Genomic DNA, 23,874 nt, shown 5'->3' on the forward strand with positions numbered 1-23,874 from the left:
TTTAGTTTTGTAAAATCGTCTTTGCTTTTTGTGTAAAATGCTAGAAAACCTGCTAGCGTTAAAATACGTATACTTTTATATTCTGAACCTTGTTGTTATTTAATTTCCTTTATATGAATAAAAAAATACCCTTTGTAAAAGCACATAGTTTATTGTTTTTTATAGGATTAATGATGTTGTTTTTTTCGAATGCCGCAACTGCAGCTACAATTACTAGTGCGACAAGTGGTAATTGGTCCGCTGGAACAACCTGGGTGGGCGGAGTAGCTCCAACCGCTGCAGATAATGCGGTTATTACCACAGGACATACTGTAACTGTGGTTACTTCTACTACTATAACTAATATTACCTTAAGTACCACTACTAGTAAATTAGTTATCAATTCTAATCAAATACTTACAGTTACAGGAACGTTCACGAATAGTGGAACAACTACTAATGGAGTTAATGGACCTGGAACAATTCGATTTACAGGGGGAGCTTCATTTGGAAGCTTAACAGCAACAGGAACGAGGCCTAATGTAGTTATAGGGGATGGAATTAGTGCCAATACGGTTACTGTTTCAGCTACTACAACATTGATTACAGATTTGACAATTAATACGGGTGCTGCCTTAAATGCGAATTCTAGAATATTGACAATAGGTGGTGATTTTTTAAATAATGGAACGACCACAGTTACTTCAGGTCAGATTAATGTAAGTGCGGGTAGTTTTACAAATGGTGGCGTCATAACTCTTTCTACAGGTCAAGTTAACGTAACAGCAGGAAGTACCTCTAGTACTGGTTCATTAACTTATACCGGAACAGGGTTATTAAAATTGGGTGGAAACCTAACCTACTCAGGAACTTTTTCATTAGGGTCATCAGCAGTTCAATTTGCAGGTACAGCCAATCAGACTATCCCGTCTTTTGCTACCACAGGAACGGTGAGTATGTTAAAAACAGGTGGTGTAGCAACACTAACTGGCGATATTAATGGTGGCGCTTTAACAATAAATGGAGTAGGAGGAAGTTTAAGTTTAGTGTCTGGGACACATACTTTCTCGGGAACATGGACCAGAACTAATGGTGTGGTTGACTGTGGTTCTAGTTTGTTACGAATTGCATCAAGTAGTACAGCTGCTACAGGTGCGGGATTTGCATTTGTAGCAGGTAATGGCACAGTCGAATATTATAGTTCAGGTAATCAAATAGTTGCGCCTGTAGTTTATAATAATTTAACGCTTTCTGGTTCAGGAACAAAAACCCTAACGGGTACAACTATAAATAATATACTTTCGATGGAAGGTATTGCCGTTGGCTCAGGAACAACAGTGTACGGTCCTGCAGCAAGTTTGCGTTACTCTTATATAAATCCGCGATCTGTGGGTACCGAATGGGTTACTCCATTTACGGCTAGTGGTGGAGTTAGTATCAATGGAAATTCAATTACAACTTTAAATGGTAATAAAATTTTTAACGCTGGAATACCACTAACGATTAATGCTGGTGCAAATTTATCGGCAGGGGTAAGAAGTTTGACGTTCGGAGGGAATTTTATTAATAATGGAGGCTTCTTTACTTCTACGGGGCCAATTGTGATATCTAATACCATGGACAATCAGTCTATTGCTGGTTTTGCTACTACTGGTCTTGTATCGATGACAAAAACAAGCGGTACAGCTACTTTTAGCGGAAACGTAAACGGAGCTGGTTTAACAATAAATGGGGCTGGAGGTACTCTTCATTTAGGGGCTGCTTTAAGTCACACTTTTACTGGAGCAGTAGCTCTAACTGCAGGAACGCTTAATGCAAGTTCAAGCACGTTAAATGTTAATGCAACAGGTTCGGCCTGGACGGGTTCCGGAACGAATTTCATAGCTGGTTCCGGAACCGTTAGTTTTGGAGGTGCCGCACAAACGTTGACTGCTGCTGCAGTGTTTAACAATTTAATCTTCTCCAATGCAGGATTAAAAAGTCTAACGGGAATACCAACCGTAAACGGAACGCTTTCTATGGAAGGAACAGCTACAGTTTCAGCCATTCCTGTTTATGGATCAAGTGCTAGCTTGCAGTATAATAGATTTAGTGATCAAGCCGCTGGTCCAGAATGGGTTAGCCCCTTTACGGCAAGTGGTGGTGTGCGTGTGTTAAACGTTGGAGTAATTACCGCAAATAGTGCCAAGACTTTTGGTACAGCTGCTCCTTTGTTTGTTGACTCAGGAGCTACCTTAGATAATGGAGGTTTTGCACTTTCAGGAAGTTCTACAATTACGGTCGTAGATAATGGAACCTTACAATTAAGTGGCACGAGTACTTTTCCAATGTTTACTACAACAATCCTAGGTTTAAATAGTGCTGTTGATTATTTGGGATCGGCGCAAAACGTCGCTAGTGTTAATTACGGTGATTTATTGTTAAGTGGTTCAGGAAATAAAACATTTGCTGGTGTAACAACAATTGGTGGTGATCTTTTAATTAATGATACTGCAGTTGCTTTACTATTTAATAGCACAGCTTCGAGTACAGGTACATTAACCTTAGGGGGAGAGTTACAAACCGCTTTGGGTTCTTATGGAGGAACGACTTCTACTGCTACTGTTACCAATGGCACTTGGTTTGGTTCTACAACTACCGGAACTATAAATGTAACTAATTCTTGCGTTCCAGGGACTTGGTTAGGTTTAGTGAATACTGATTGGAATAATGCTATGAATTGGTGTAATGGTGTAATTCCTTCGGCTACAAGTAACGTAATTATAGGGCCTACTGCGAATCAGCCGGTAATTGGTTCTGCTGGAGGATTGTGTAAAAATAGTACAATTAAAATTGGGGCTACCTTGACAATTACGGGGTCCAATGCTCTAACTGTGAGCGGGAATTGGACTAACAACGGTAATTTTATTGCTAATTCTTCGACAGTAAAGTTTAATGGAACGACTAGCCAGCTAATAGGAGGATCAAGCGCAACTACCTTTAATCATTTGACCAATTCGAATACAGCAGCAACAGTTACAGCGGGAGCAGCGATTACCGTAAAAAACATCTTAAGTATGGCAAGTACCGCTTCCACACTGGATATGGGAATTTATGCTTTGATTGATGGAGGAACGTTTACAAGTACCGGTACTGGTCAAATTAGAACCGCTAGTACCGCTATAGCTCCAATTCCTTCTGGGAAAACATGGAGTGGATCTGTAATTTATAGTAATCTTACTGGAGGGCAAACTATAGTTGGGGGAACCTTTAATGGTATGCCTTCGATTGAATTAAAAAATACATCAGGAATACAAAAAGCCTCGGGAAATATTACAACTAGTGGACAATTTACTATAAACAGTGGTGGGAACCCTATTTTTGATACGAACGGTTTTAATTTAAATACTCAAATTTTAAATATTGGTGCTCCAAATGCTATTTTGGACATGCGAGCGGGTGCCTTGAGCTATAGTACACTGGTATCTATGGAAGGTACTGTTCGTTTTTCAGGTGCTACTAACGCTAGGAATTTTACTTCTGGAACTGTGGAATACTATGGAACCGCACAAACAGTTAAGAGCGGAAATTATTATGATCTTTTGTTTTCGGGACCCACCGGCGTCTACACTATGGCAAGTGATATCGATGTGGCTAATACGTTAAAGGTAATAGGTGGAGCTGTGGCGCTACAATCTGGTTTTACATTATCAGTAGATAATGCGGTTACAGTAGCTAATCCAGGTACATTAACCATCGAAAATAATGCAACGTTGTTACAAACAACCTATACAGGACCTAATTTTGGTAATGTGATCGTTAAAAGGAATACTACTCCAGTAGTGCGTTTTGATTCTACTTTTTGGTCTTCTCCAACAACGGGTTCACAAACCCTTTTTGATTTTGCTCCGCAAACTGATTTAAGCCGATTTAATGGATACAATAGTGTAACGGATACTTATACTATTTTAAATGCTAATACAACAGTTTTTTCTAAAGGAATTGGATATGTTATTCGTTGCCCTGTGAATACTTCTACTACAGTACCAACGATAGTTCCGTATCAATTTGTAGGAGTGCCTAACAATGGCTCATTTACAATTCCGCTTACTACTCCGCCAGGCGATACGGGACTAAGTTTAATAGGAAATCCATATCCTTCGTCTTTAAATGTAGCTGATTTTATTAACGAAAATTTATACAATCCAATATCTAATCCAACTAATGTCTTGTCGGGAACCTATTATCTGTGGACTCACAACAATCGTTTGATTGGGAATGACTTTAGCTCAGATGATTATTATACTTGTAATTTATCTGGGCCTACAGGATTTGCTTTATCCGGAACAGGAAACAATACACCTCCATCAGGTTTCATTGCTTCAGGTCAAGGGTTTTTTGTAGAAAATCAAATTGCAGGTAATTTGAAGTTCGACAATACGATGCGTGAAACTAAAAACAACACTAATTTTTATAAAATTAAAAAAAGTAAAGCTGTTGATGATTTAGAAAGACACAGAATTTGGCTAGATATAGTTGATAGTGCTGTAACAACAGGGAGCCAAGCACTTGTTGGGTATATTGAAAATGCAACTGATGATTTTGATTTTGGTTACGATAGTTACTTGTTTGACAGTACAAGGCCATTATTGATCTACAGCATGTTGGGGACTGATGCTTTGGCGATAAATGGTAAAGTACTTCCATTTGTAGATTCGGATACGTTTTCTATTGGGTATTCGACGAAAACGGCTGATAATATTACGATCTCTATTAATAGAGTAGATGGACTCTTTGAGGGTGATCAACCTATTTTTTTAGAGGATAAAGTGTTAGGCGTAATGCATGATTTAAGAGCGAAAGCATATACTTTCGCCTCAGCGGCTGGAGCTTTTAACAATCGGTTTGTGCTAAACTACACGGGTAAAACGTTAGGTACAACTAATTTTTCAAAAGGAAGTAACGATGTTTTTATTTCTAAAGACAAAAATGAACTGAAGATTAAATCAAGTTTAGAAGCTATTCAAAAGGTAATTATTTTTGATATCTTGGGTAAAAAAGTATTTGAAAAAACAGCGATAGATAATACAGAATATACCATCGCTATTGGCAATCTAAAAAATCAAGTCGCTTTGGTAAAAGTTTATTTAGCCTCTGGAGAGGTGATCTCTAGAAAAGTAGTATTCTAGCAAAGTGAAAAGCATCCTTAAAAAAAAACCATCTTGAAATTCAAGATGGTTTTTTTGTGTTATTTTCTTTTAGCAGATGCCTCTAAATTTCTTTCTATTTTATGATCTGGTCGGGACCATTTTGGTTTTTCTCCTAATGGTGTAAACTGAGAATCAGCTGCCTCAACTGTGGAGGGTTGTGATACTTTAGTAAAAGGCTTTTGAGGGTTTAAACCTAGCATTTCAAACATTTTCATGTCTTCATTCACGTCTGGGTTTGGAGTAGTCAATAATTTATCTCCAGCGAAGATTGAATTTGCTCCCGCAAAAAAGCACATCGCTTGACCTTCTCTACTCATGTTCATTCTACCTGCTGACAAACGCACTTGTGTTTCAGGCATAATGATACGTGTAGTGGCTACCATACGAATCATTTCCCAAATTTCAACTGGTTTCTCCTCTTCCATTGGTGTTCCTTCAACAGCTACCAAAGCATTAATTGGCACTGACTCCGGCTGTGGGTTTAAAGTAGAAAGCGCAACAAGCATTCCTGCTCTGTCTTCAATGCTTTCGCCCATTCCTATAATACCACCACTACAAACAGTTACGTTTGTTTTACGAACATTTTCAATAGTTTGTAAACGGTCTTCAAAACCACGAGTAGAAATCACTTCTTTATAATATTCTTCAGAAGTATCTAAGTTGTGGTTGTAAGCATATAAACCAGCTTCAGCTAAACGCTGCGCTTGGTTTTCGGTGATCATACCTAGAGTACAACAAACCTCCATGTCTAATTTATTAATGGTACGAACCATCTCTAATACCTGATCGAATTCAGGACCATCTTTTACGTTTCTCCAAGCAGCACCCATACAAACTCTCGAAGATCCTCCTGATTTTGCACGTAAAGCCTGTGCTTTAACTTGGCTTACTGTCATTAAATCATTTCCTTCTACCGATGTGTGGTACCTAGCTGCTTGTGGGCAGTAGCCACAATCCTCAGGACAACCTCCAGTTTTGATAGATAATAAAGTAGAAACTTGAACCACATTTGGGTCGTGGTGTTCTCTATGTATCGATGCTGCTTCGTAAAGCAAATCCATCATAGGTTTGTTATATATAGCGATAATTTCGTCTTTCGTCCAATTATGTTTTGTAATACTCATTGTAAGCTGTTTTTTAATGCTTCAAAAGTAGTTAAATTGTTTTTATGAAGCAATGTGTAATAGTTTAAAAACTAGCTTTAACATAATTATATTGCACAACTGCTAATCGGTTGGATATCGTTTTTTCCATATTAATAATAAAGTGAAAGTTACAATTACAGCGGATACAATTCCTTCGAAAAGTAAGGACACACCATAGGTCATAACAGTTGGTTGTCCGCCAAATAAAAAGGAAGCAGAGAGAGATTCTACATATTTGTCACCTCCTTGTAAGTAACTGTATGATACTAATCCAGCAATACTAATAAAAACACCAATGAGAGCCGTTTTCAAAGCCGAAACTCCGTTTTCGGGTAGGCCCGTTATTCCTTCGGCAAAATTGCTTTTTAAAGTTCGATTTGCACCATAGTAAATGAATAAGATGTTGAGGGCTCTTAAATAAAATACATCAGCAAGATCAGCTGCTTTCATTAGTAGAAAAAGAATACTAATTCCAATCCAAATAATTATTCCATTAAGTAGTTCTTTTGATAGTTTCATGTGGGTAGTTTTAATTTGTCTACCGATAACTAACGCTAGACAAGTGGTTTACTACCAAATTTACGGAAAATAATAAGATATATTAGATAAAGTATTCTAACATTAACGTTTGTTGAAGTAAGACATTGCTTTGTTTTTATCCAACTCTAATTGCGCTTTAAGCTCCTCCAAAGATTCAAATTTTTGTTCGGGACGAAGGTATTCCAAGATAGTGATTGCTATTTTTTTATCATAAAGATCCTCATCAAAATCTAAAAAATGAACTTCTACTGACAAACTTTCTCCTGCAACGGTAGGGTTAAAACCAATGTTCATAATGCCCTGAATGCGTTTATTGTTGATTGTACTCTCAACAATATAGGATCCTTTTTTAGGAATTAGCTTGTAATCTTCTTCGATTTTGATATTAGCAGTTGGAAAACCAATAGTGCGACCTAATTGCTTTCCTTTGATGACTGTACCAGTAAAAAAGTAGTCATAGCCAAGATAACTGTTAGCTAAAGTCATGTCACCTTCTGACAGTGCATTGCGGATTTTAGTTGAACTTACCGATATAGCATCGATCTCCTGAACGGATATTTGTTCGACTTCAAAATTGTATTTGGCACCAAAATCGATTAAATCATCAATATTTGCGGTTCTATTTCTACCAAAACGATGATCGTATCCTATTATGATTTTTTGAATGTTAAACTTGTCGACTAAAACTGTCCTTACGAAGTCCTCTGCAGTCAATCTAGAAAAAGTTTCATCAAACGGATGAATTACGAGATTGTGAATCCCCATTTTTTCTAATAAATCAATTTTTTCTGAGATGGTGTTTAAAAGTTTTATTTCTGAATGTTCTTGTAAAACCATCCGTGGGTGTGGGAAGAATGTTAGAACCAAACTTTCGTATTTCCCCTCCTCTGTAGATGCAATTACCTTGTCAAGTATTTTTTTATGTCCAATATGAACTCCGTCAAAGGTACCGAGCGTTAAAATCGTTTTTTTTGCAGTACTAAAATCGTCGATGGAGTGAAAAATGTTCAAAGCGTGTTTTTTATAATACTGCAAATTTATGGTAACTATTTTAATGTTGTGGTATTTAAAGCTTTTTTTGATATATTTTTTAGATCGATTTCGATTAAAGCCACTTATTTTAGGTCAATTATCGATTTTAACACTATTTAGCAACTGAAAAGATAGTGATCTAATAACAATTTTGGATTAATTGCCCTATTTTTGATAACTTAAAGTCCTCAGGTCATGAAAAAAAATACCACTTTATTACTTGCACTTCTTTATGTTACGTTTTCTCAAGCACAAGACGGAACAATTTGGAAGAGAGTAACTAATACTAACACAACCGTAACAGCGAAAAATGCTGGATCAAATCATACTAATGTTATATCATTTGTTTTGGACCAAGGTCAGTTACAAGCTGCTTTAAGTAAGTCGAATTCTAGTATAACGGGCAAAGGGCGAAATGTGGAGGTAACTGTTCCAAATGCCAAAGGGGATTTTGAAAAGTTTTTGGTTGTTGAAAATTCTAATTTTGAGCCAAAGTTACAAGAACAATATCCTGATATTAGATCGTATAGTGGACAAGGAATTTCAGATCCAACAGCCACCTTGAGTATAAGTGTTTCGCCTCAAGGAATTCAATCAATGGTTTTACGTGCTGATTCGGGCTCTGAATTTATAGAACAAAGTGTTAGTGATAAGAATAAATATATTGTCTTCTCTAATTCAACTAGGAGTAAGGGGAGTTTGCCATTAAATTGCACGACCGATGCTGTTGCAATTGCTAAAAATCTATCAGCTAAAACAGCTAAAACAGCCGCAAATAATAGAGTTTTTAAAACATTGCGCCTTGCCTTATCATGTACAGGAGAATATGCGCAGTATTATGGAGGGACTGTTGCGGGCGCGCTGGCAGGGATGAATGCAACTATGACTCGTGTCAATGGTATATTTAATAAGGATTTAGCAGTTAAGTTGGAGATTATAGCAAATAATAGTTTGATCGTTTATACAAATTCGGTTACTGATCCTTATGCTGATCCAAGTGCAGGTACGGATCCTAGTAATTCAAATAATTGGGGACTTAAATTACAACAAACCTTGACAAGTGTTATTGGTAATGGTAGTTACGATATAGGACATTTGTTTGGTGCTAGTGGTGGTGGTGGAAATGCAGGTTGTATTGGTTGTGTATGTGTCAATCCAACTGGTGGTGTGCCTTTGGGAAAAGGAAGCGCTTATACTTCTCCCTCTGATAGTAGACCACAAGGTGATAGTTTTGATATCGATTTTGTTGCTCACGAATTTGGCCATCAGTTAGGAGCTAATCATTCTTATTCGTTTGAGCTTGAAGATGCTGGAGTTAATGTAGAACCAGGAAGTGGTTCTACTATCATGGGTTATGCTGGTATCACTGATGATTACGACGTTCAAGCTGCTTCAGATGATTATTTTTCTTATGCCAGTATATTGCAAATTCAAAATAACTTAGCAACCAAGACTTGCCCTGTTTCCACAACGTTTAGTAATGCAACACCTGTTGTTAGTGCAGGTATAAATTATACTATTCCTTTTGGTACCGCTTTTATTTTGACAGGAAGCGGAACCGATGCTAATGGAGATAATTTGACCTATACTTGGGAGCAAAATGACTCCGCAATTACAACGAACTTCAAGAACAGTGAAGCAATAGCCTCAAAACCGGATGGACCATTATTTCGTTCCTTATATCCTAGTACCAGTCCAATACGATACATGCCTAGTTACAGTAATGTACTTGCAAATAAATTAACGAGCAGATGGGAATCAGTTCCATCTATAGGTAGAACACTTAATTTTGTACTAACAGCTAGAGATAATGCTGCGCTTGGAACAGCTCAGACGAATTCTGCAACCAAGGTAGTTACTGTTAGTGGAACAATAGGTCCTTTTGTAGTTACCTCGCAAAGTACTGATGCTGTAGCATGGTATTCAGGGCAGTCTCAAACGATTACTTGGAGTGTGAACGGGTCCAATGCATTGGCGGGATCTGCTAACGTTACAATAAAATTATCCACTGATGGAGGGTTAACTTTTCCAACGATCTTGGCCGCTAGTACGCCTAATGACGGTAGTGAAGTGGTTCTTGTTCCTAATGTTATAGGAAAGGATTGCCGTATTATGATCGCTCCTACTGGAAATATTTATTACGCTTTGAATTCTAAAGCTTTCACAATAGGGTATTCATCGGTTTCTTCTTGCGATACCTATCCATTCGCAACTCCGTTTGCAGTGCCTGAGCAAGCTGCTTACACGATTAGAACAATAACGGTGCCTAACTCAGCTGCTTTAGTTTCGGATATTAATTTTAATGTTGCCTTTACACATACTTATTTTTCTGATTTGCAAATGGAAGTCGTGAGTCCTACTGGTAAAACAGTGCGATTGTTTGATAGAAGTTGTGAAAGTACAAGAGGCAGTGTAATCTTAACGTATGATGATTCTGGTACCGACCTTGGTTGTACTGTTACAACACCACAAACAGTGACTCCTTTTGAGCCTTTGACCGCATTTAATGGCGATTTAGCGCAAGGAGTTTGGACGTTTAGAATACGCGATAATTTTAAGAATGATTCAGGAACAGTAGACTCTGCTTCCATCCAAATATGTACCAAAACGTTTACTTTAGGTACAAACGATTTGGAGGTGAATACTTTTTCACTTTACCCAAACCCTAATAAAGGAAATTTTAATGTTCAATTTACCAGCCAGACTGGGAATGAAATACAAATAGTAGTACATGACTTATTAGGACGTCAATTGTATAAAAAAGCTTTCGAGAATACAGGGGATTTTAATCAATATATTCAATTACCCAACTTGCAGGCAGGACTTTATTTGGTGTCTGTTTATGATGGTAATGCCAAACAAGTTAAGAAGTTAGTTATTAAATAAGCAAACTAGCCGTTAAATAAAAAGAGGAAACATATACATGTTTCCTCTTTTTTTATTTTCCATTGTAACTGGTCATCGTAAGTTCAAGACCTGCTGTTCCAAATGATTTTATAATCTCTGAGCTTAGTTCTAATCGTTCCGGTAGAGCGACTTTTTCTGCGTCGTCCCAATCGCCTAGAACGTAGTCTACTTGTTTTCCTTTTTTGAATTCGTCGCTAATCCCAAAACGAAAACGAGTGTATTGATTGGTGTTTAAGATAAGGTTGATGTTTTTAAGTCCGTTGTGACCACCATCACTTCCTTTTGGTTTGATTCGGATCGTTCCAAAAGACAGATTCAAGTCGTCAGTAATAACCATGATGTTTTCTATTGGAATGTTTTCCTTGTCCATCCAATACTGCACCGCTTTACCGCTGAGGTTCATGTAGGTGTTGGGTTTTAAGAGTAAAAACGTACGACCTTTGAATTTGTATTCGGCTAGAGCGCCTAGTTTTACAGTTTCAAACGATACCGATTCTTTTTTGGCAAAATGATCGAGTACTTTAAAACCAATATTGTGTCTCGTGTTTACGTATTCAGCACCTATGTTGCCTAGTCCTACTATTAGAAATTTTTTACTCACGCTTTCTGTATTGTTTTTTGGGTTTTCAGGAACCTCTTTTTTGATGGTTATTGTGTTTTCTTCTTTATTTGTTGCTGAAAACAGTGCTTTTATCCATTGTATCATGCTGCAAAAGTAAACTTAATTAGATAAATAGTCAATTAGATAAAGGGTAAAGTTTGTTTGTAGTTGGGTATTTCGGGTTTCATTCTAAGGCTAAATAAGGTCTAACTGCTATGATCTTCTTATCTTTTGAAGACAGATCGTCTAAACTAGCCCCGATAGCAGCGTAAATCCTTTTTATTCGCCTTTTTGGCGATAAAAAGATTGAAGCGTATAGCGGGAGGGATGTGGATTGAAAGGTAGATTGTTGTGCTCCTAAGGAAGTTCTTAATTTAGTTAGGAAGCTAAACCCTAAGAAAAAAGAAAGGCAAAAAAAAAGCACCAGTAATAAAACTGATGCTTTTGATATGTGTAGAAAAAAATATTATTTTTTCTTTCCTTTTGCAGGTCCTGCTTTTGCAGCTTTTGCAGCCTCTTGAGCCGCTTTCATAGCCGCACGAGAAATCTTCACTTGACAGATAACAGTGTTGTCTGGGTGCATGATTTTGAAGTTTGGAGTAGGAACTTGAGTAACGTATAATTTGTTACCCATGTTAAGTGGAGTAATGTCAGCCTCAACAAAATCAGGAAGATTTGCTGGTAATGCTTTTACTTTTAATTTACGGTTGTTCAAACGTAAATCTCCACCTGCCATAACACCTTTAGAGTTACCAATGATTTTAACAGGTACTTCAATAGTGATTTCTTTCTCATCAAAGATTTGGAAGAAGTCAAGGTGAAGGATTTTGTCAGAAACTGGGTGAACTTGGATGTCTTGCATGATTGCATTGTAAGACTTACCGTTACCCAATTCAATCACAACTGTGTGAGCGTTTGGAGTGTAAACCAAGCTTTTGAATGCTTTTTCTTCTGCTGAAAAATGTACTGGTTGATCTCCTCCGTATAACACGCAAGGAACCGCTCCAGCATTACGTAAGGCTTTAGTCGCAACTTTTCCCACGCTTTCTCTTTCTGATCCTTTAATTGTAATCGATTTCATTGTAAATATTTATATAGTTATTAATTAAACTCTTTTCTAAATGTGCTTAGCTTTTTCCAGTTAAGATTTAGCGATTGCTAATCTGTGGTTAGTGCTTGCTAATCACTTCTTTATTTTTAAGTAGGTATTAGTATATTTGGTGCTAAACTTTGTCTAGTCACTTATTACTAATCACTATTCACTGTCATTTACATAATAAACTTCCCGCTAATCGAGTTGTTATGATGTACCATGTGCATTACGTCGGCAAATAAAGGCGCACAACTTAATACTCTTATTTTTTTAGACTCTTTCTTTAACGGAATAGAATCTGTAACGATCAATTCTAGCAATTGAGACTTTTCGATTTTCTCGTAGGCGTCTCCTGATAAAATGGCGTGTGTACAAATAGCTCTAACGCTTAATGCTCCTTTTTCCATCATTAAATCAGCGGCTTTCGCCAAAGTGCCTCCGGTATCAATCATGTCATCTACCAAAATCACATTTTTGCCTTTTACCTCACCAATCAGTTCCATTGTGCCAATTACGTTTGCTGCTTTTCTTTGTTTGTAGCAGATTACTACATCTGATTCTAAAAACTTAGAGTACGCATAGGCTCTTTTTGAACCTCCCATATCAGGAGAAGCAATAGTCAAATTGTCTAATCCTAAACTTTTCACATAAGGTAAAAAGATAGTAGAAGCAAAAAGGTGGTCTACTGGTTTTTCAAAAAATCCTTGAATTTGGTCAGCATGCAAATCCATGGTCATTACTCTTGTTGCTCCGGCTGTCTCTAACAATTTTGCTGTTAGTTTCGCTCCTATCGGAACCCTAGGTTTGTCTTTTCTATCTTGTCTAGCCCATCCAAAGTACGGTATTACAGCAGTAATATGTCTTGCTGAAGCACGTTTTGCAGCGTCGATCATCAGTAATAATTCCATCAAATTATCTGAATTTGGGAATGTAGAACAAACAATAAACACACGTAAGCCTCTTATTGACTCCTCGTACGAAGGCTGAAATTCGCCATCACTGTAATGTGACATTGTAACTTTACCTAGTGGAATTCCGTATTCAGCGGAAATCTTTTCAGCTAGATAGACACTTTGTGAACACGCAAAAATTTTTGCTTCTGGTTCTAGGTGTGACATTTAATTTGTTGTTTTTGTTCCTGGATAGTTAGTGTGAATAAGTTAAGTCGTTTAACTGTTACTTATTTTGTGTATTTATCTAGGATGTAGTTAGTTAGTGTGTCTCGTTTTACCGAGCTGCAAATTTATAAAATTTATTCAACTCTGAAAGGAAAAATTTAAGTATTTTTAGTTGAAGATTTAATTTTATTTTTTACATTTGCACCGTGTTAAAGGAAAAGATTTGTGGCTACCACTACGAATCTCTTTATTGCGTTGAAATAGCTGTCGCTATTTCAGGTCTGCTAAGCCCGGATGGCGGAATTGGTAGACGCGCTGGTCTCAAACACCTGTGGGAAACCGTGCCGGTTCGACTCCGGCTCCGGGTACTTAAAAACCGCTTCGAAAGAAGCGGTTTTTTTTATGTTTAATTTAGATGTATTATATGTTCTAAAATGTAAAGGTATCGTTGTTTTATATCAAATGGTTTGCTTCATTTTTTGGATCTACTTTTATGTGGCACCTAAAAAGGAGGTAATTGATTATCGTTATAAACAAAAAAAAGCTCCAAATAGGAGCTTTTCTTTTATAGTATTGCAATGTTAGTCAATGTTAACAACGGCATCTTTTTTCCAGTTTTTCACTGAAGCAATTCTGTTTTCAGAATAATCAACTTCACTAAGTACAGAGTTGTTCCAAAAGAACCATTTACCAACTTTCTGTCCTTTATTGTATTCTCCAATGGCTACTTTATTTCCTTCCGCATCGTATGAAATCCATTCTCCTTGTAGTTTACCATTCAAGAAATTACCTTGTTGTTGTACTTTACCGTTTTCATATAGGTAAGTTGCTTTTACTTGGTTTCCAACAACTTCTAATTGTGGTTTTGTGTTTTGTGCAAAAAGAATTCCTGAGAATAATACTGCGGCAATCATTATATATTTTTTCATGATGTAAAGTTTTACGGTGTTTGTTTCACAAATATATAAATGTTTTTTACATTAAAAAAACAATTTGGTAACAATTTGGTAACATTGGGTAAAAATTTAACATTGGAAAGTACTACTAAGTCATCGCATTGCTTTTTTTGGTTTGGATTATTTCTGCCAGAATAAATTTAAAATATTGATTATAAGTATTTTAAAAATAATTTATGCTGGTTCAACTAACCTAAAGTAGTAATTTGTCTAGTTTTTCTTGAAGTTTTGGATCAGACGGTCTTGCTGAATCTGAGTTTACAATGTTGCCATCAGGGTCCAAAAGAATAAACCTTGGAATACTTGTCACACCGTATTTTTGCATAAATTCAGAATTCCAATCGTTATCTGCTAGTAATTGAATTCCGCCTAAGTTTTTATCTGCAACAAAGGATTTCCATTTTTCGTAATCCTTTTTCGTGTCAACAGATATACTGACAAAAGCAATTTTCTTGCCCTCGTATTTTTTCTCTATTTTTTGCAAATAGGGTATTTCTTGTCGGCAAGGAGCGCACCAAGTTGCCCAAATGTCGATATAAACGTATCTTCCTTTTAAATCAGATAGTTTTGTTAGGCCGCCCTTGTGGTTTTCATACGTAAATTCAGGAGACGGTTTTCCTTGCGATTTTCTAGCTCTTGTGATGTTTTCGTATGCTTGTGTAACGTATCGGTCATTATTGTCAAATGAGGATAAAATGATTTTTTTAAACTCGGGATCAAAATTTCCTTTTGAGATACTTTCTCGATCCTCTTTTCTTTTAAGTTCAAACAGTGCATTGAATTCATTCGGTTCTTTGGCGAAAGCCATATCAGTAAAAATCTCTTCTCTTATGCTGTACTGCGCTAGGAAATTACTTTCTTCAGATCCTTTACCTTTGTAAACGACAGATGTTTCAAATTTATTTGCATCATAAGTCAGTTCGATTTCTGCTTCCGGTTTTAAATACATAGTTGATGCGCTTTGTCCATCAAAAAACTGATAAAAGCCTTGGGGGGCATCAATCGATGCTTCAAATTGTTGTAAAGAATTGATTGGTATTATTTGATTAAATGAATTTTGACCTCTAATGATCAATGTGTCACTTTTTCTATTCTCTATAACTGCTTTGAATTTTATTTTGTTTGGTACTTGAGCGATTAAGTTCAAGGTCATAAAAAGTAGCAAGCTAATGTTAAGTGCTTTTCTCATCATAATAAGTAGTAGCGTTGTTTTGTAAAATCAAATCTAGATAAATTTGATTGATAATACGTATTGATTAACAAAAAAATTGGACTTTATAGCAATCTAGTACCGCAGTTTATTATTATAATATGAATTTTGTGTTTACTTTTGCAGTCGAGTCTAAAAGGATAGAAGACTTGATAATCTAAAATTTTGATAATGTATAGAAGTCATAACTGTGGTGAATTAAATGCCTCAAACGTAAATGCTGAAGTTACTCTAGCGGGTTGGGTACAAAAATCCAGAGATAAAGGGTTTATGAACTGGGTTGATTTAAGAGATCGTTACGGAATTACTCAGCTTGTTTTTGATGAGGGTCGTACTGATAAAGCCGTTTTTGAACTAGCTAAAACATTAGGTAGAGAATTTGTGATTCAAGTTAAAGGTACTGTTATTGAGCGTGAAGCCAAAAATAAAAACCTTGCTACCGGAGATATCGAAATTTTGGTTAGCGAGTTGACGATTTTAAATGCGGCCTTGACTCCGCCGTTTACAATCGAAGACGAGACTGATGGAGGTGAAGACATTCGAATGAAATACCGATACCTGGATATTAGAAGAAATCCTGTAAAAAACAGCTTGCTTTTTCGTCATAAAGTAGCAATGGAAGTTCGTAAATACCTGTCTGATTTAGATTTTTGTGAGGTGGAAACTCCTTACTTAATCAAGTCAACACCTGAAGGAGCTCGTGATTTTGTTGTCCCTTCTCGAATGAATGCAGGGCAATTTTATGCTTTGCCACAATCGCCACAAACGTTCAAGCAATTGTTGATGGTTGGAGGAATGGACAAGTATTTCCAAATCGTAAAATGTTTCCGTGATGAAGATTTGCGTGCAGACAGACAACCAGAGTTTACACAAATCGATTGCGAAATGGCATTTGTGGAACAAGAAGATATATTGAACGTGTTTGAAGGTTTGACCCGTCATTTACTAAAAGAGATAAAAGGAATCGAAGTAGAGGAGTTTCCGCGTATGACCTACGAGCATGCGATGAAAACCTACGGAAATGACAAACCAGACATTCGTTTTGGGATGGAGTTTGGGGAACTAAACGAATTTGCAAAACATAAAGAATTCCCAGTTTTTAATGCTGCTGAATTAGTAGTGGGAATTGCTGTACCCGGTGCAGGAAATTATACCCGAAAGGAAATAGATGCTTTAATTGACTGGGTGAAACGTCCACAAGTAGGAGCTTCAGGAATGGTTTATGCTAAATGTAACGACGACGGAACGTTTAAATCATCAGTAGATAAATTTTACGATCAAGAAGATTTAGCTAATTGGGCTAAAGTTACTGGAGCTAAGGCAGGCGACATGATTTTTGTGCTTTCTGGTCCAGCTGATAAAACGAGAGCGCAATTATCAGCGTTACGAATGGAAGTAGCGACGAGACTAGGATTAAGAGATCCAGCTGTATTTGCTCCTTTATGGGTTGTTGATTTTCCTTTATTAGAATTTGATGAAGAGAGTGGCCGTTACCACGCCATGCATCATCCGTTTACTTCCCCGAAACCAGAAGACATGCATTTGCTAGAAACTGATCCTGGAAAAGTGAGAGCCAATGCGTATGATATGGTTTTGAACGGAAACGAAATAGGAGGTGGTTCTATTCGTATTCACGATAAAACAACCCAACAATTGATGTTTAAATATTTAGGATTTACCGATGAAGAGGCAAAAGCACAATTTGGTTTCTTGATGGATGCTTTTCAATTTGGAGCACCGCCACACGGAGGATTGGCTTTCGGGTTAGACCGTTTGGTTGCTATTTTAGGCGGACAAGAAACGATTCGTGATTTTATTGCTTTCCCTAAGAATAACTCAGGAAGAGATGTAATGATTGATGCGCCATCTAATATTGACGAAGCTCAACTTAAAGAGCTGAATATCATGTTAAATTTGAAGTAATAAATCATTATCTTAGCAGGTAAATTGATGAAATTATTTTTAAAGAAAGAGCATATTGCCTATTTTATTTCGTAATTTTTTGCGGAAGCTCTCTCTATGGTCAAAACTATAATCTAACCAATACTTTTACCACTAAAGATGGTTTGTGTAGTAACCTCATTTACGAAACCATTACCGATAATAATGGGTTTTTGTGGGTGGCAACTGATAATGGAATTTCTAGATTTGATGGTAAGCGTTTTGTGAATTATTCTACTAAAAACGGCTTACCTTCAAACGATGTCATACAAGTCTTTAAACAAGATGATGGAACCATTTGGGCCAATTGCTACAAGAGACCGCCAAGTTTTTTTGATGAAAAGCGCAATAAATTTATTTGTTTAGAGAATGATAGGCATGTGGCTGAGATAAGTAATGAGCTTATTAACACCCATTATACTTTAGGCAATAATTTGATGTTTTTTTCAAATCATTTAGGAAGTTTCATTTACAATAAGGGTAAAATAACACATAAGATTAAGAATCTTTCAAGACCTTATGTGAAAATTTATATTTTAAATGAATTGATTACTCTTATTAATTTTGATAGTATAGCAAATGGCAAAGTGTTTTCAAGAGGTGAATTTTATATACGAAATAAAAGTATTGGCCATTTTAGTACTGAAAACAGATCGCTTTTAATAAATGAATATTATACAAATAATTCAATTTATAAATTCTCAAGTAATGCCATATATAAAATTGAAATTTTAAAACTTCACCCTTTTAGGTATCATACTGTTTATAAAAAAGTACCAAAAAATTTAAAATGGTTTGGATTTTCAGGCTCCAAATTAAGCATTAGTTGCACTGATGGTACAATCTTAATTTATGATAGTAATTCATTACGGCTTGTATCTACGATTACAAATCCTTTCAATGTTAATACTGCATATGTAGACAATCAAAAAAATGTTTGGGTAGCCACCCTAAACAATGGATTAATGTATTACACTCATTCTGCAATAAAAAAGGAGAACTTCTCTAATACTGTAGTTTCAAATTTTTTATGTGCTAAAGTTGATTCCAGCGGAAAATTGTTTGCAGGTAATTATCAGGGGGAAATTGTTGTTAAAGATCGAAACAAAGAGTTGAAAAATAACTTTAGCCAAATCAAAGAGAATAATTTATGGGTTAGGAATATTGTTTTTTTTCCTAAAAAAACAATAGTTGTTACTGACCAAGGATTGAATAGTAATTTTAAAAAAGTTATTCACCTAATCGATCAGCATAAACAGTATATAAATATAAAATCATCAGCTAAACTTAATGACTCAACTTTAATTTTAGGTTGTGTTTCTGGTCTTGTATCTTTTAATGTAAATAGTGAAACCTATCAAGAATTGCCGTTTCCTAAGCAAAGGATTATAAGTATCAAACGAATAAATGATGATTTTTTCTATTTTTCTGCAAATGATGGATTGTATAAGTATAATGTAAAATTAAATAGGTACACGTTACTTGTCTCCAATTCATTACTTAAAGGTGATAAGATTCAGTATTTTGAAAAAGCTAATTCCAATGCAATTTGGGTAAGTACATACAAAGGGAACTTGTTTCTAATTGAAAACAATAAAGTTGTTGTTCAATTCCTCAATGACGAACGCATTCCAATAAACATCTCGAATTTACTTAATATAAATCATGAACTATGGATTGCTTCTAAATCAGGTCTTTATACTGTGAATTATAAAGACACTAAGCATTGTAAAGTTTTAAAGCTTACCACTTCAGACGGATTAACTTCAGACGCAATTAATTTTTTAGATTTTAAAAATGATACACTTTATGCTGCTACCGATAATGGAGTTTCAAAAATTAATTTCAAAAATTCATCTTTTAATCATGCAATTGTTCCTAGACTAATATCTATCAAAATTAATGATGATTTTGTACCCTTGGCAAGTAAATATCAATTAAAAAATTATGAAAACAATATTTCCTTAGAGATTGCAGGTGTTGATATTACAGGTCATTTTAAGAATTTCCAATACACTATTAATAATTCAAAATTTATAACAATTAGAGGTAATTTTTTAAACTTAAAATTAAATGATGGGCAAAATTTAATAATTATTAGGGCGCTAGATGAAAATAATGAAATTCAGCGCAAAATCATTCATTTAGAATTTGATGTAGCAACACCATACTATAAAACGATACTTTTTTGGATAATGATCTCTTTCATTTTAACAGCGTTATTGTTTTATATTATCAATAAAAGAAAATTAAACTACCAAAAAACGATTTTTAATCAGCAATTACAATTAGAAAAGCAACGCAATCAAATTACAGCGGATTTACACGACGATATTGGGGCAACTTTAAGCAGTTTGCAATTAAACAGTGCTGTTGCAAATCAACTATTAAAAAAAGACATTCTCAAAACCCAGATTTTATTAGAGAAGATCGAGAATCAGTCTAAAGACTTGGCTGATAAAATAGGCGACATTATTTGGAGTATGAAACCTAAAAAAGAGGAATTCATGACTGTTAGTAGCAGAATTAAGAATTTTGCAAATGATATTTTAGGAGCCACAACTATTGAGTATACGATTGCTATTGATTCAAGAATTGACTCCTTACTGTCAGAAATAAATCAGAGAAAAAATATAATTTTAATCGCTAAGGAAGTTATTAATAATGCAGCAAAGCATAGTAAAGCAAAAAGAATTGAGATTCAATTAGAAGTGTACACAACCGCTATTGTATTTATGGTACAAGATGATGGGGTAGGGTTTGATAGCAACGAAGTAAAAGGGAACGGTATAACAAATATGCAAAAGCGAGCATCTGAAATCAACGCGTTTTTATCAATAGTATCTGGTCCTAATGTGGGTACAATAACTAAACTTACAATTACATATCCCTAAATTAGGGGACAAAATCATAGCTAATTAAAGAATAACTTTGACAAATGGTAATTCGCATTTTTATATATGATGATAGCATAGAGCGTCGCGATAGTCTCAAGTCTTTATTAAGTCTAAATGAAGATTTTAAATTTGTCGGTGAAGCTTCCAACTGTGTAAATGTTTTAAGCGATATAGAGAACTGTTTTCCTGATCTAGTCTTGATGGATGTAAACATGCCCGAAGTTGATGGTCTAGAAGGCCTGAGGATAATTAAATTAAATCATCCTGATGTCAAAGTATTGATGCAAACAGCCTTTGATGATAGTGATAAAATTTTCACCAGCATTAAAAATGGTGCCAATGGATACATATTGAAAAATGATAAACCTTTACGTATTCTTCAAGCCATTCAAGAAGTTTATGAAGGTGGCGCAGTTATGAACCCAGCAATTGCGCAAAAAGTTTTGGATTATTTTCAGCCTTGCCAAAGTAAATCACCTTTGAGTAGTAAAGAAACTGAAGTTTTAGCTTTACTTTCAGAAGGTTTAAGCTATAAAATGGTTGCCGACAAACTCGGAATTACCTATTCTACAGTAAATACTCATGCCAAACACATCTATGAAAAACTACACATTTCATCACTTGGCGAAGCGATTGCCTATTATTATAAAAACTTAAAGTAGTACCAATTTTGTAATTCTGAAGATATCTCAACTTTTATGAATTTACCTTTTAGTTAAAATCCCTAATCGTAACATTTAGGGATTTTTTGTTTTGTATTAATACTGAAATTTGATTCACAATTAATTTGTAACGACGGTCTAATAAATTAAAAGGTAGAAAATCATGAAGTACTTTAAAACAAAAACAATTTTAAGCGCTTTAATACTTGGTGGAATGTTTCATGTGCATGCACAAGAAAACGCAATTAAACCCAGAAGCTCAGGAGATAGAAGCAGCTGGTCGGCTATGCCTCCAGTAATGTTAACCTTTGGTTACGGCAATACTATGCCAAGCAGCAGCACCAAAGACGCATTTGTTAACAACTCATCAGGAGTAAATTTAGATCTTGCTTTGCCACTCATCAAAAAAGGGTGGAATGGGAAAGGTAATGTAACAACTTTGAGTTTAAACGTTGGCGGACAATACAACTTTGGCGGTAGTGGTAACCCAACTACTCCATTACCATCTGCTTTTGCAATTGCTGGACAAACTTCAAGTTCTGTAGCTTATAGAGGTGTAGATCCAAAAAGCCCAGGCTTTAGATTTGGAGCCGGGCCCCAATTTAATTTTAATTTAGGAGGAATTTTTATTATTTCGCCAATGGTTTTAGCAGAATATTTTTCAATGACCCGAAAAGAATTGAGTGCCGTTCAAACTACGCAGGTCAATGGACAAACCTTGCAGTATAATTTAATTACCTTGCCCGAAACCAAAACCACTGGCTTGGCAATTACGCCAAAAATCAGATTCCAATACATGGTAACTAAAAGTCTGGGTTTATTTGCTGATGGAAGTTATATTTTGGGTCCAAAAGTACAAACACAATTGACAACTTTAGTACCTGAAGGAAACCCAAACCAAGGCGGACAATATAATCAACAACAACTAGACAATGGGACTTATGTAAAAGGAGAAACCAAAAGCACCAGTTATTCTACTTTGGGAGTAAATGTAGGTGTGAGTTATTCTTTTTCACACAAAAATGATTGGCCTCAAAAAAGAACAGGAAGAAAAGGTTGGGATGGAACCGTAAAAGGAAGTGTAAAAATTACAAGTCCAACCAATGGAGAGGATGTAGGTCAATCTCCGACTTTTAAATGGACACCGATTTTACCTAGACCTCAAGTTCCAATTTCTTACAGATTAAAAGTGTGGCAACTAATGCAGGGACAAACAGCAATGCAAGCTGTAAAGGGTCAGCCTATTATAACTAAAGATGTTGATGGCTTGACTGAATTTACTGCTTCGGATATAATAACGGGTCCTTGTAAACCGCCCTATATGTGTGATTTCGTTTGGACAGTTCAAGCACTTGATCAATCAGGAAAAGAATTGAGCAGTAGCGAAACTACACAGTTTTCGATTAGAAAAGGCAGGAATGGAGTTGCAGAAAACATAAATTCTAGTAAAACTTCCTCTACTTGTTCATGTGTGGCTTCTCCAACTGGTTCTGTTCAATTTCCTAGTGGATCAGGTACAAGTGCAAATATTGGAGCTACTTTAAATATTCCTTATGATGTTGCAAATAATTCTAAGACCCTAACAATATTATATAATCCTCATTCATTAATGAGTTTGTATACTGGATCGTGGACAACAAGAATAAAGGTTTTAATAAATGGCAATGATTCATTTCCTATATATTCCAGAACAAATCCTGTAGGTACAACAAATAATTACACCTTAGGCGCTGGTACTGGTGGAAGTATGGTTATTCCATTCACAAACTTAGTAACAGGAATTAATTTAATAAAAATAATTGGATTTTGTAATGGAGGTACAACTGATTGTGAATTAGGTACTATCACAATTAATGTAGCTGCTGCTCCACTTCCTACTACTGCAAATATAACTTTAACCAAGAAATGCTGTTACGTAAAGTTTGGACCAAATGCAGGTGATCTTACTGGTCAAGTAAATTTCATGATGGGTGGTACAACATCAGTAGGTGCGGTTTTAGAAATCACATCTCCAAGCGGAGTTGTTTACGAACCATTTGTACCAGGCAATTCTACAGCTTGTTATTCTCCACCTTACACTGTAAAATTGTTAGATGCTAGTCACTTACCATTTGTTACAACGACAATAAATGGTGTAGTAACTAATAGTATATCTTATAATAGAAGATTTGACATAAGCTGTATAACAATCGGAACAATTTCAGTAAGTCATAGTGTTTTTGCTACGTTACTTCCGCATAATCCAAAATTGACGGGAGATTGGGCAACTGTAAGTACTATTAACAAAAGTGATTTGATGGTGGAAGATCCAGAAGGTCATAGACTAAGTTCTACTTTTGCAAATCCTACAACTAAAGAAATAGTAAGTATAATATCAATAGTAGAAATTTTAGAAAACGGTGATATGAATTTAATAAAAATTGAATCGGCCTCATCCTCTTTAAATGGAATTACAAAACCCATTGAATTTAGTCAACCTAAAAAACATAATTATGTTGGTCATGTGACATTATTAAGATAATTAGTATTTAAACTAAAATAAATAAGTATTCGATCTGTTTTATGTGGATGCTTATTTTATATCAAGAATAGTTAAAAATTCTA

Annotated in this window: 14 protein-coding genes and 1 tRNA gene; 7 read left to right on the forward strand and 8 right to left on the reverse strand. The window is 35.6% G+C overall.

Going from position 1 to position 23,874, the window contains the following annotated elements; translation table 11 throughout:
• The first annotated feature begins 113 nt into the window (after positions 1 to 113).
• Positions 114 to 5,147: a T9SS sorting signal type C domain-containing protein gene (locus ACZ2G0_RS04475; protein WP_470309187.1), complete on the forward strand. Its 5,034-nt coding sequence runs from the start codon at positions 114 to 116 to the stop codon at positions 5,145 to 5,147.
• Between the two features lie 59 nt (positions 5,148 to 5,206).
• Here the strand turns inward: ACZ2G0_RS04475 and bioB are convergent, their stop codons facing one another.
• From bioB to ACZ2G0_RS04490, 3 genes are all read right to left on the reverse strand, one after another.
• Entirely contained in the window at positions 5,207 to 6,292 is a 1,086-nt protein-coding gene (gene bioB / locus ACZ2G0_RS04480) for a biotin synthase BioB (protein WP_470309188.1), read from the reverse strand.
• Positions 6,293 to 6,394: 102 nt separating this feature from the next.
• Positions 6,395 to 6,832: a hypothetical protein gene (locus ACZ2G0_RS04485; protein ID WP_470309189.1), complete on the reverse strand. Its 438-nt coding sequence runs from the start codon at positions 6,830 to 6,832 to the stop codon at positions 6,395 to 6,397.
• Positions 6,833 to 6,934: 102 nt separating this feature from the next.
• Complete coding sequence (locus ACZ2G0_RS04490) at positions 6,935 to 7,864, reverse strand: bifunctional riboflavin kinase/FAD synthetase (RefSeq protein WP_470309190.1); 930 nt, start codon at positions 7,862 to 7,864, stop codon at positions 6,935 to 6,937.
• A 216-nt stretch (positions 7,865 to 8,080) separates the two neighbouring features.
• Here ACZ2G0_RS04490 and ACZ2G0_RS04495 point away from each other — a divergent pair, with 216 nt between their 5' ends.
• Positions 8,081 to 10,771 carry a zinc-dependent metalloprotease gene (locus ACZ2G0_RS04495; protein ID WP_470309191.1) on the forward strand — a complete coding sequence of 897 codons (2,691 nt, stop codon included), beginning with the start codon at positions 8,081 to 8,083 and terminating at the stop codon, positions 10,769 to 10,771.
• A gap of 52 nt (positions 10,772 to 10,823) precedes the next feature.
• Here ACZ2G0_RS04495 and pth read toward each other — a convergent pair whose 3' ends face one another.
• The 3 genes from pth to ACZ2G0_RS04510 all read right to left on the reverse strand — a co-directional run bounded on the left by pth (position 10,824) and on the right by ACZ2G0_RS04510 (position 13,604).
• Entirely contained in the window at positions 10,824 to 11,498 is a 675-nt protein-coding gene (pth, locus tag ACZ2G0_RS04500) for an aminoacyl-tRNA hydrolase (RefSeq protein WP_470309192.1), read from the reverse strand.
• A gap of 361 nt (positions 11,499 to 11,859) precedes the next feature.
• Positions 11,860 to 12,474 carry a 50S ribosomal protein L25/general stress protein Ctc gene (locus tag ACZ2G0_RS04505; protein ID WP_470309193.1) on the reverse strand — a complete coding sequence of 205 codons (615 nt, stop codon included), beginning with the start codon at positions 12,472 to 12,474 and terminating at the stop codon, positions 11,860 to 11,862.
• Positions 12,475 to 12,662: 188 nt separating this feature from the next.
• The gene (locus ACZ2G0_RS04510) at positions 12,663 to 13,604 is read right to left on the reverse strand and encodes a ribose-phosphate pyrophosphokinase (RefSeq protein WP_470309194.1); all 942 of its coding nucleotides are present in this window, start codon (positions 13,602 to 13,604) and stop codon (positions 12,663 to 12,665) included.
• A gap of 288 nt (positions 13,605 to 13,892) precedes the next feature.
• Between ACZ2G0_RS04510 and ACZ2G0_RS04515 the strand changes: the two genes are divergently transcribed.
• Positions 13,893 to 13,972: transfer RNA gene (locus tag ACZ2G0_RS04515), tRNA-Leu, on the forward strand.
• Positions 13,973 to 14,185: 213 nt separating this feature from the next.
• Here the strand turns inward: ACZ2G0_RS04515 and ACZ2G0_RS04520 are convergent.
• Entirely contained in the window at positions 14,186 to 14,533 is a 348-nt protein-coding gene (locus ACZ2G0_RS04520; RefSeq protein WP_470309195.1) for a toxin-antitoxin system YwqK family antitoxin, read from the reverse strand.
• 220 nt (positions 14,534 to 14,753) lie between these two features.
• Positions 14,754 to 15,749: a TlpA family protein disulfide reductase gene (locus ACZ2G0_RS04525; RefSeq protein ID WP_470309196.1), complete on the reverse strand. Its 996-nt coding sequence runs from the start codon at positions 15,747 to 15,749 to the stop codon at positions 14,754 to 14,756.
• A gap of 192 nt (positions 15,750 to 15,941) precedes the next feature.
• Here ACZ2G0_RS04525 and aspS point away from each other — a divergent pair, with 192 nt between their 5' ends.
• The 4 genes from aspS (at position 15,942) to ACZ2G0_RS04545 (ending at position 23,791) form a co-directional block, all read left to right on the forward strand.
• Positions 15,942 to 17,693 carry an aspartate--tRNA ligase gene (aspS, locus tag ACZ2G0_RS04530; RefSeq protein WP_470309197.1) on the forward strand — a complete coding sequence of 584 codons (1,752 nt, stop codon included), beginning with the start codon at positions 15,942 to 15,944 and terminating at the stop codon, positions 17,691 to 17,693.
• Positions 17,694 to 17,890: 197 nt separating this feature from the next.
• Entirely contained in the window at positions 17,891 to 20,605 is a 2,715-nt protein-coding gene (locus tag ACZ2G0_RS04535; protein WP_470309198.1) for a sensor histidine kinase, read from the forward strand.
• Positions 20,606 to 20,649: 44 nt separating this feature from the next.
• Positions 20,650 to 21,270 (forward strand): response regulator, encoded by a 621-nt coding sequence (locus ACZ2G0_RS04540; RefSeq protein ID WP_470309199.1) that lies wholly within the window; start codon positions 20,650 to 20,652, stop codon positions 21,268 to 21,270.
• A 163-nt stretch (positions 21,271 to 21,433) separates the two neighbouring features.
• Positions 21,434 to 23,791 carry a hypothetical protein gene (locus ACZ2G0_RS04545; protein WP_470309200.1) on the forward strand — a complete coding sequence of 786 codons (2,358 nt, stop codon included), beginning with the start codon at positions 21,434 to 21,436 and terminating at the stop codon, positions 23,789 to 23,791.
• The last annotated feature ends 83 nt before the right edge of the window (positions 23,792 to 23,874 follow it).

The sequence above is a fragment of the Flavobacterium sp. KKT103 genome (assembly GCF_055640565.1).

Excerpts from the sequence above, each read along its gene's own strand:
- aspS (WP_470309197.1), top strand. The coding sequence starts at position 15,942 with ATGTATAGAAGTCATAACTGTGGTGAATTAAATGCCTCAAACGTAAAT.
- ACZ2G0_RS04475 (WP_470309187.1), top strand. The coding sequence starts at position 114 with ATGAATAAAAAAATACCCTTTGTAAAAGCACATAGTTTATTGTTTTTT.
- pth (WP_470309192.1), bottom strand. The coding sequence starts at position 11,498 with ATGATACAATGGATAAAAGCACTGTTTTCAGCAACAAATAAAGAAGAA.
- ACZ2G0_RS04485 (WP_470309189.1), bottom strand. The coding sequence starts at position 6,832 with ATGAAACTATCAAAAGAACTACTTAATGGAATAATTATTTGGATTGGA.
- ACZ2G0_RS04520 (WP_470309195.1), bottom strand. The coding sequence starts at position 14,533 with ATGAAAAAATATATAATGATTGCCGCAGTATTATTCTCAGGAATTCTT.
- ACZ2G0_RS04525 (WP_470309196.1), bottom strand. The coding sequence starts at position 15,749 with ATGAGAAAAGCACTTAACATTAGCTTGCTACTTTTTATGACCTTGAAC.
- ACZ2G0_RS04495 (WP_470309191.1), top strand. The coding sequence starts at position 8,081 with ATGAAAAAAAATACCACTTTATTACTTGCACTTCTTTATGTTACGTTT.
- ACZ2G0_RS04510 (WP_470309194.1), bottom strand. The coding sequence starts at position 13,604 with ATGTCACACCTAGAACCAGAAGCAAAAATTTTTGCGTGTTCACAAAGT.
- ACZ2G0_RS04505 (WP_470309193.1), bottom strand. The coding sequence starts at position 12,474 with ATGAAATCGATTACAATTAAAGGATCAGAAAGAGAAAGCGTGGGAAAA.
- ACZ2G0_RS04540 (WP_470309199.1), top strand. The coding sequence starts at position 20,650 with ATGGTAATTCGCATTTTTATATATGATGATAGCATAGAGCGTCGCGAT.
- bioB (WP_470309188.1), bottom strand. The coding sequence starts at position 6,292 with ATGAGTATTACAAAACATAATTGGACGAAAGACGAAATTATCGCTATA.
- ACZ2G0_RS04545 (WP_470309200.1), top strand. The coding sequence starts at position 21,434 with ATGAAGTACTTTAAAACAAAAACAATTTTAAGCGCTTTAATACTTGGT.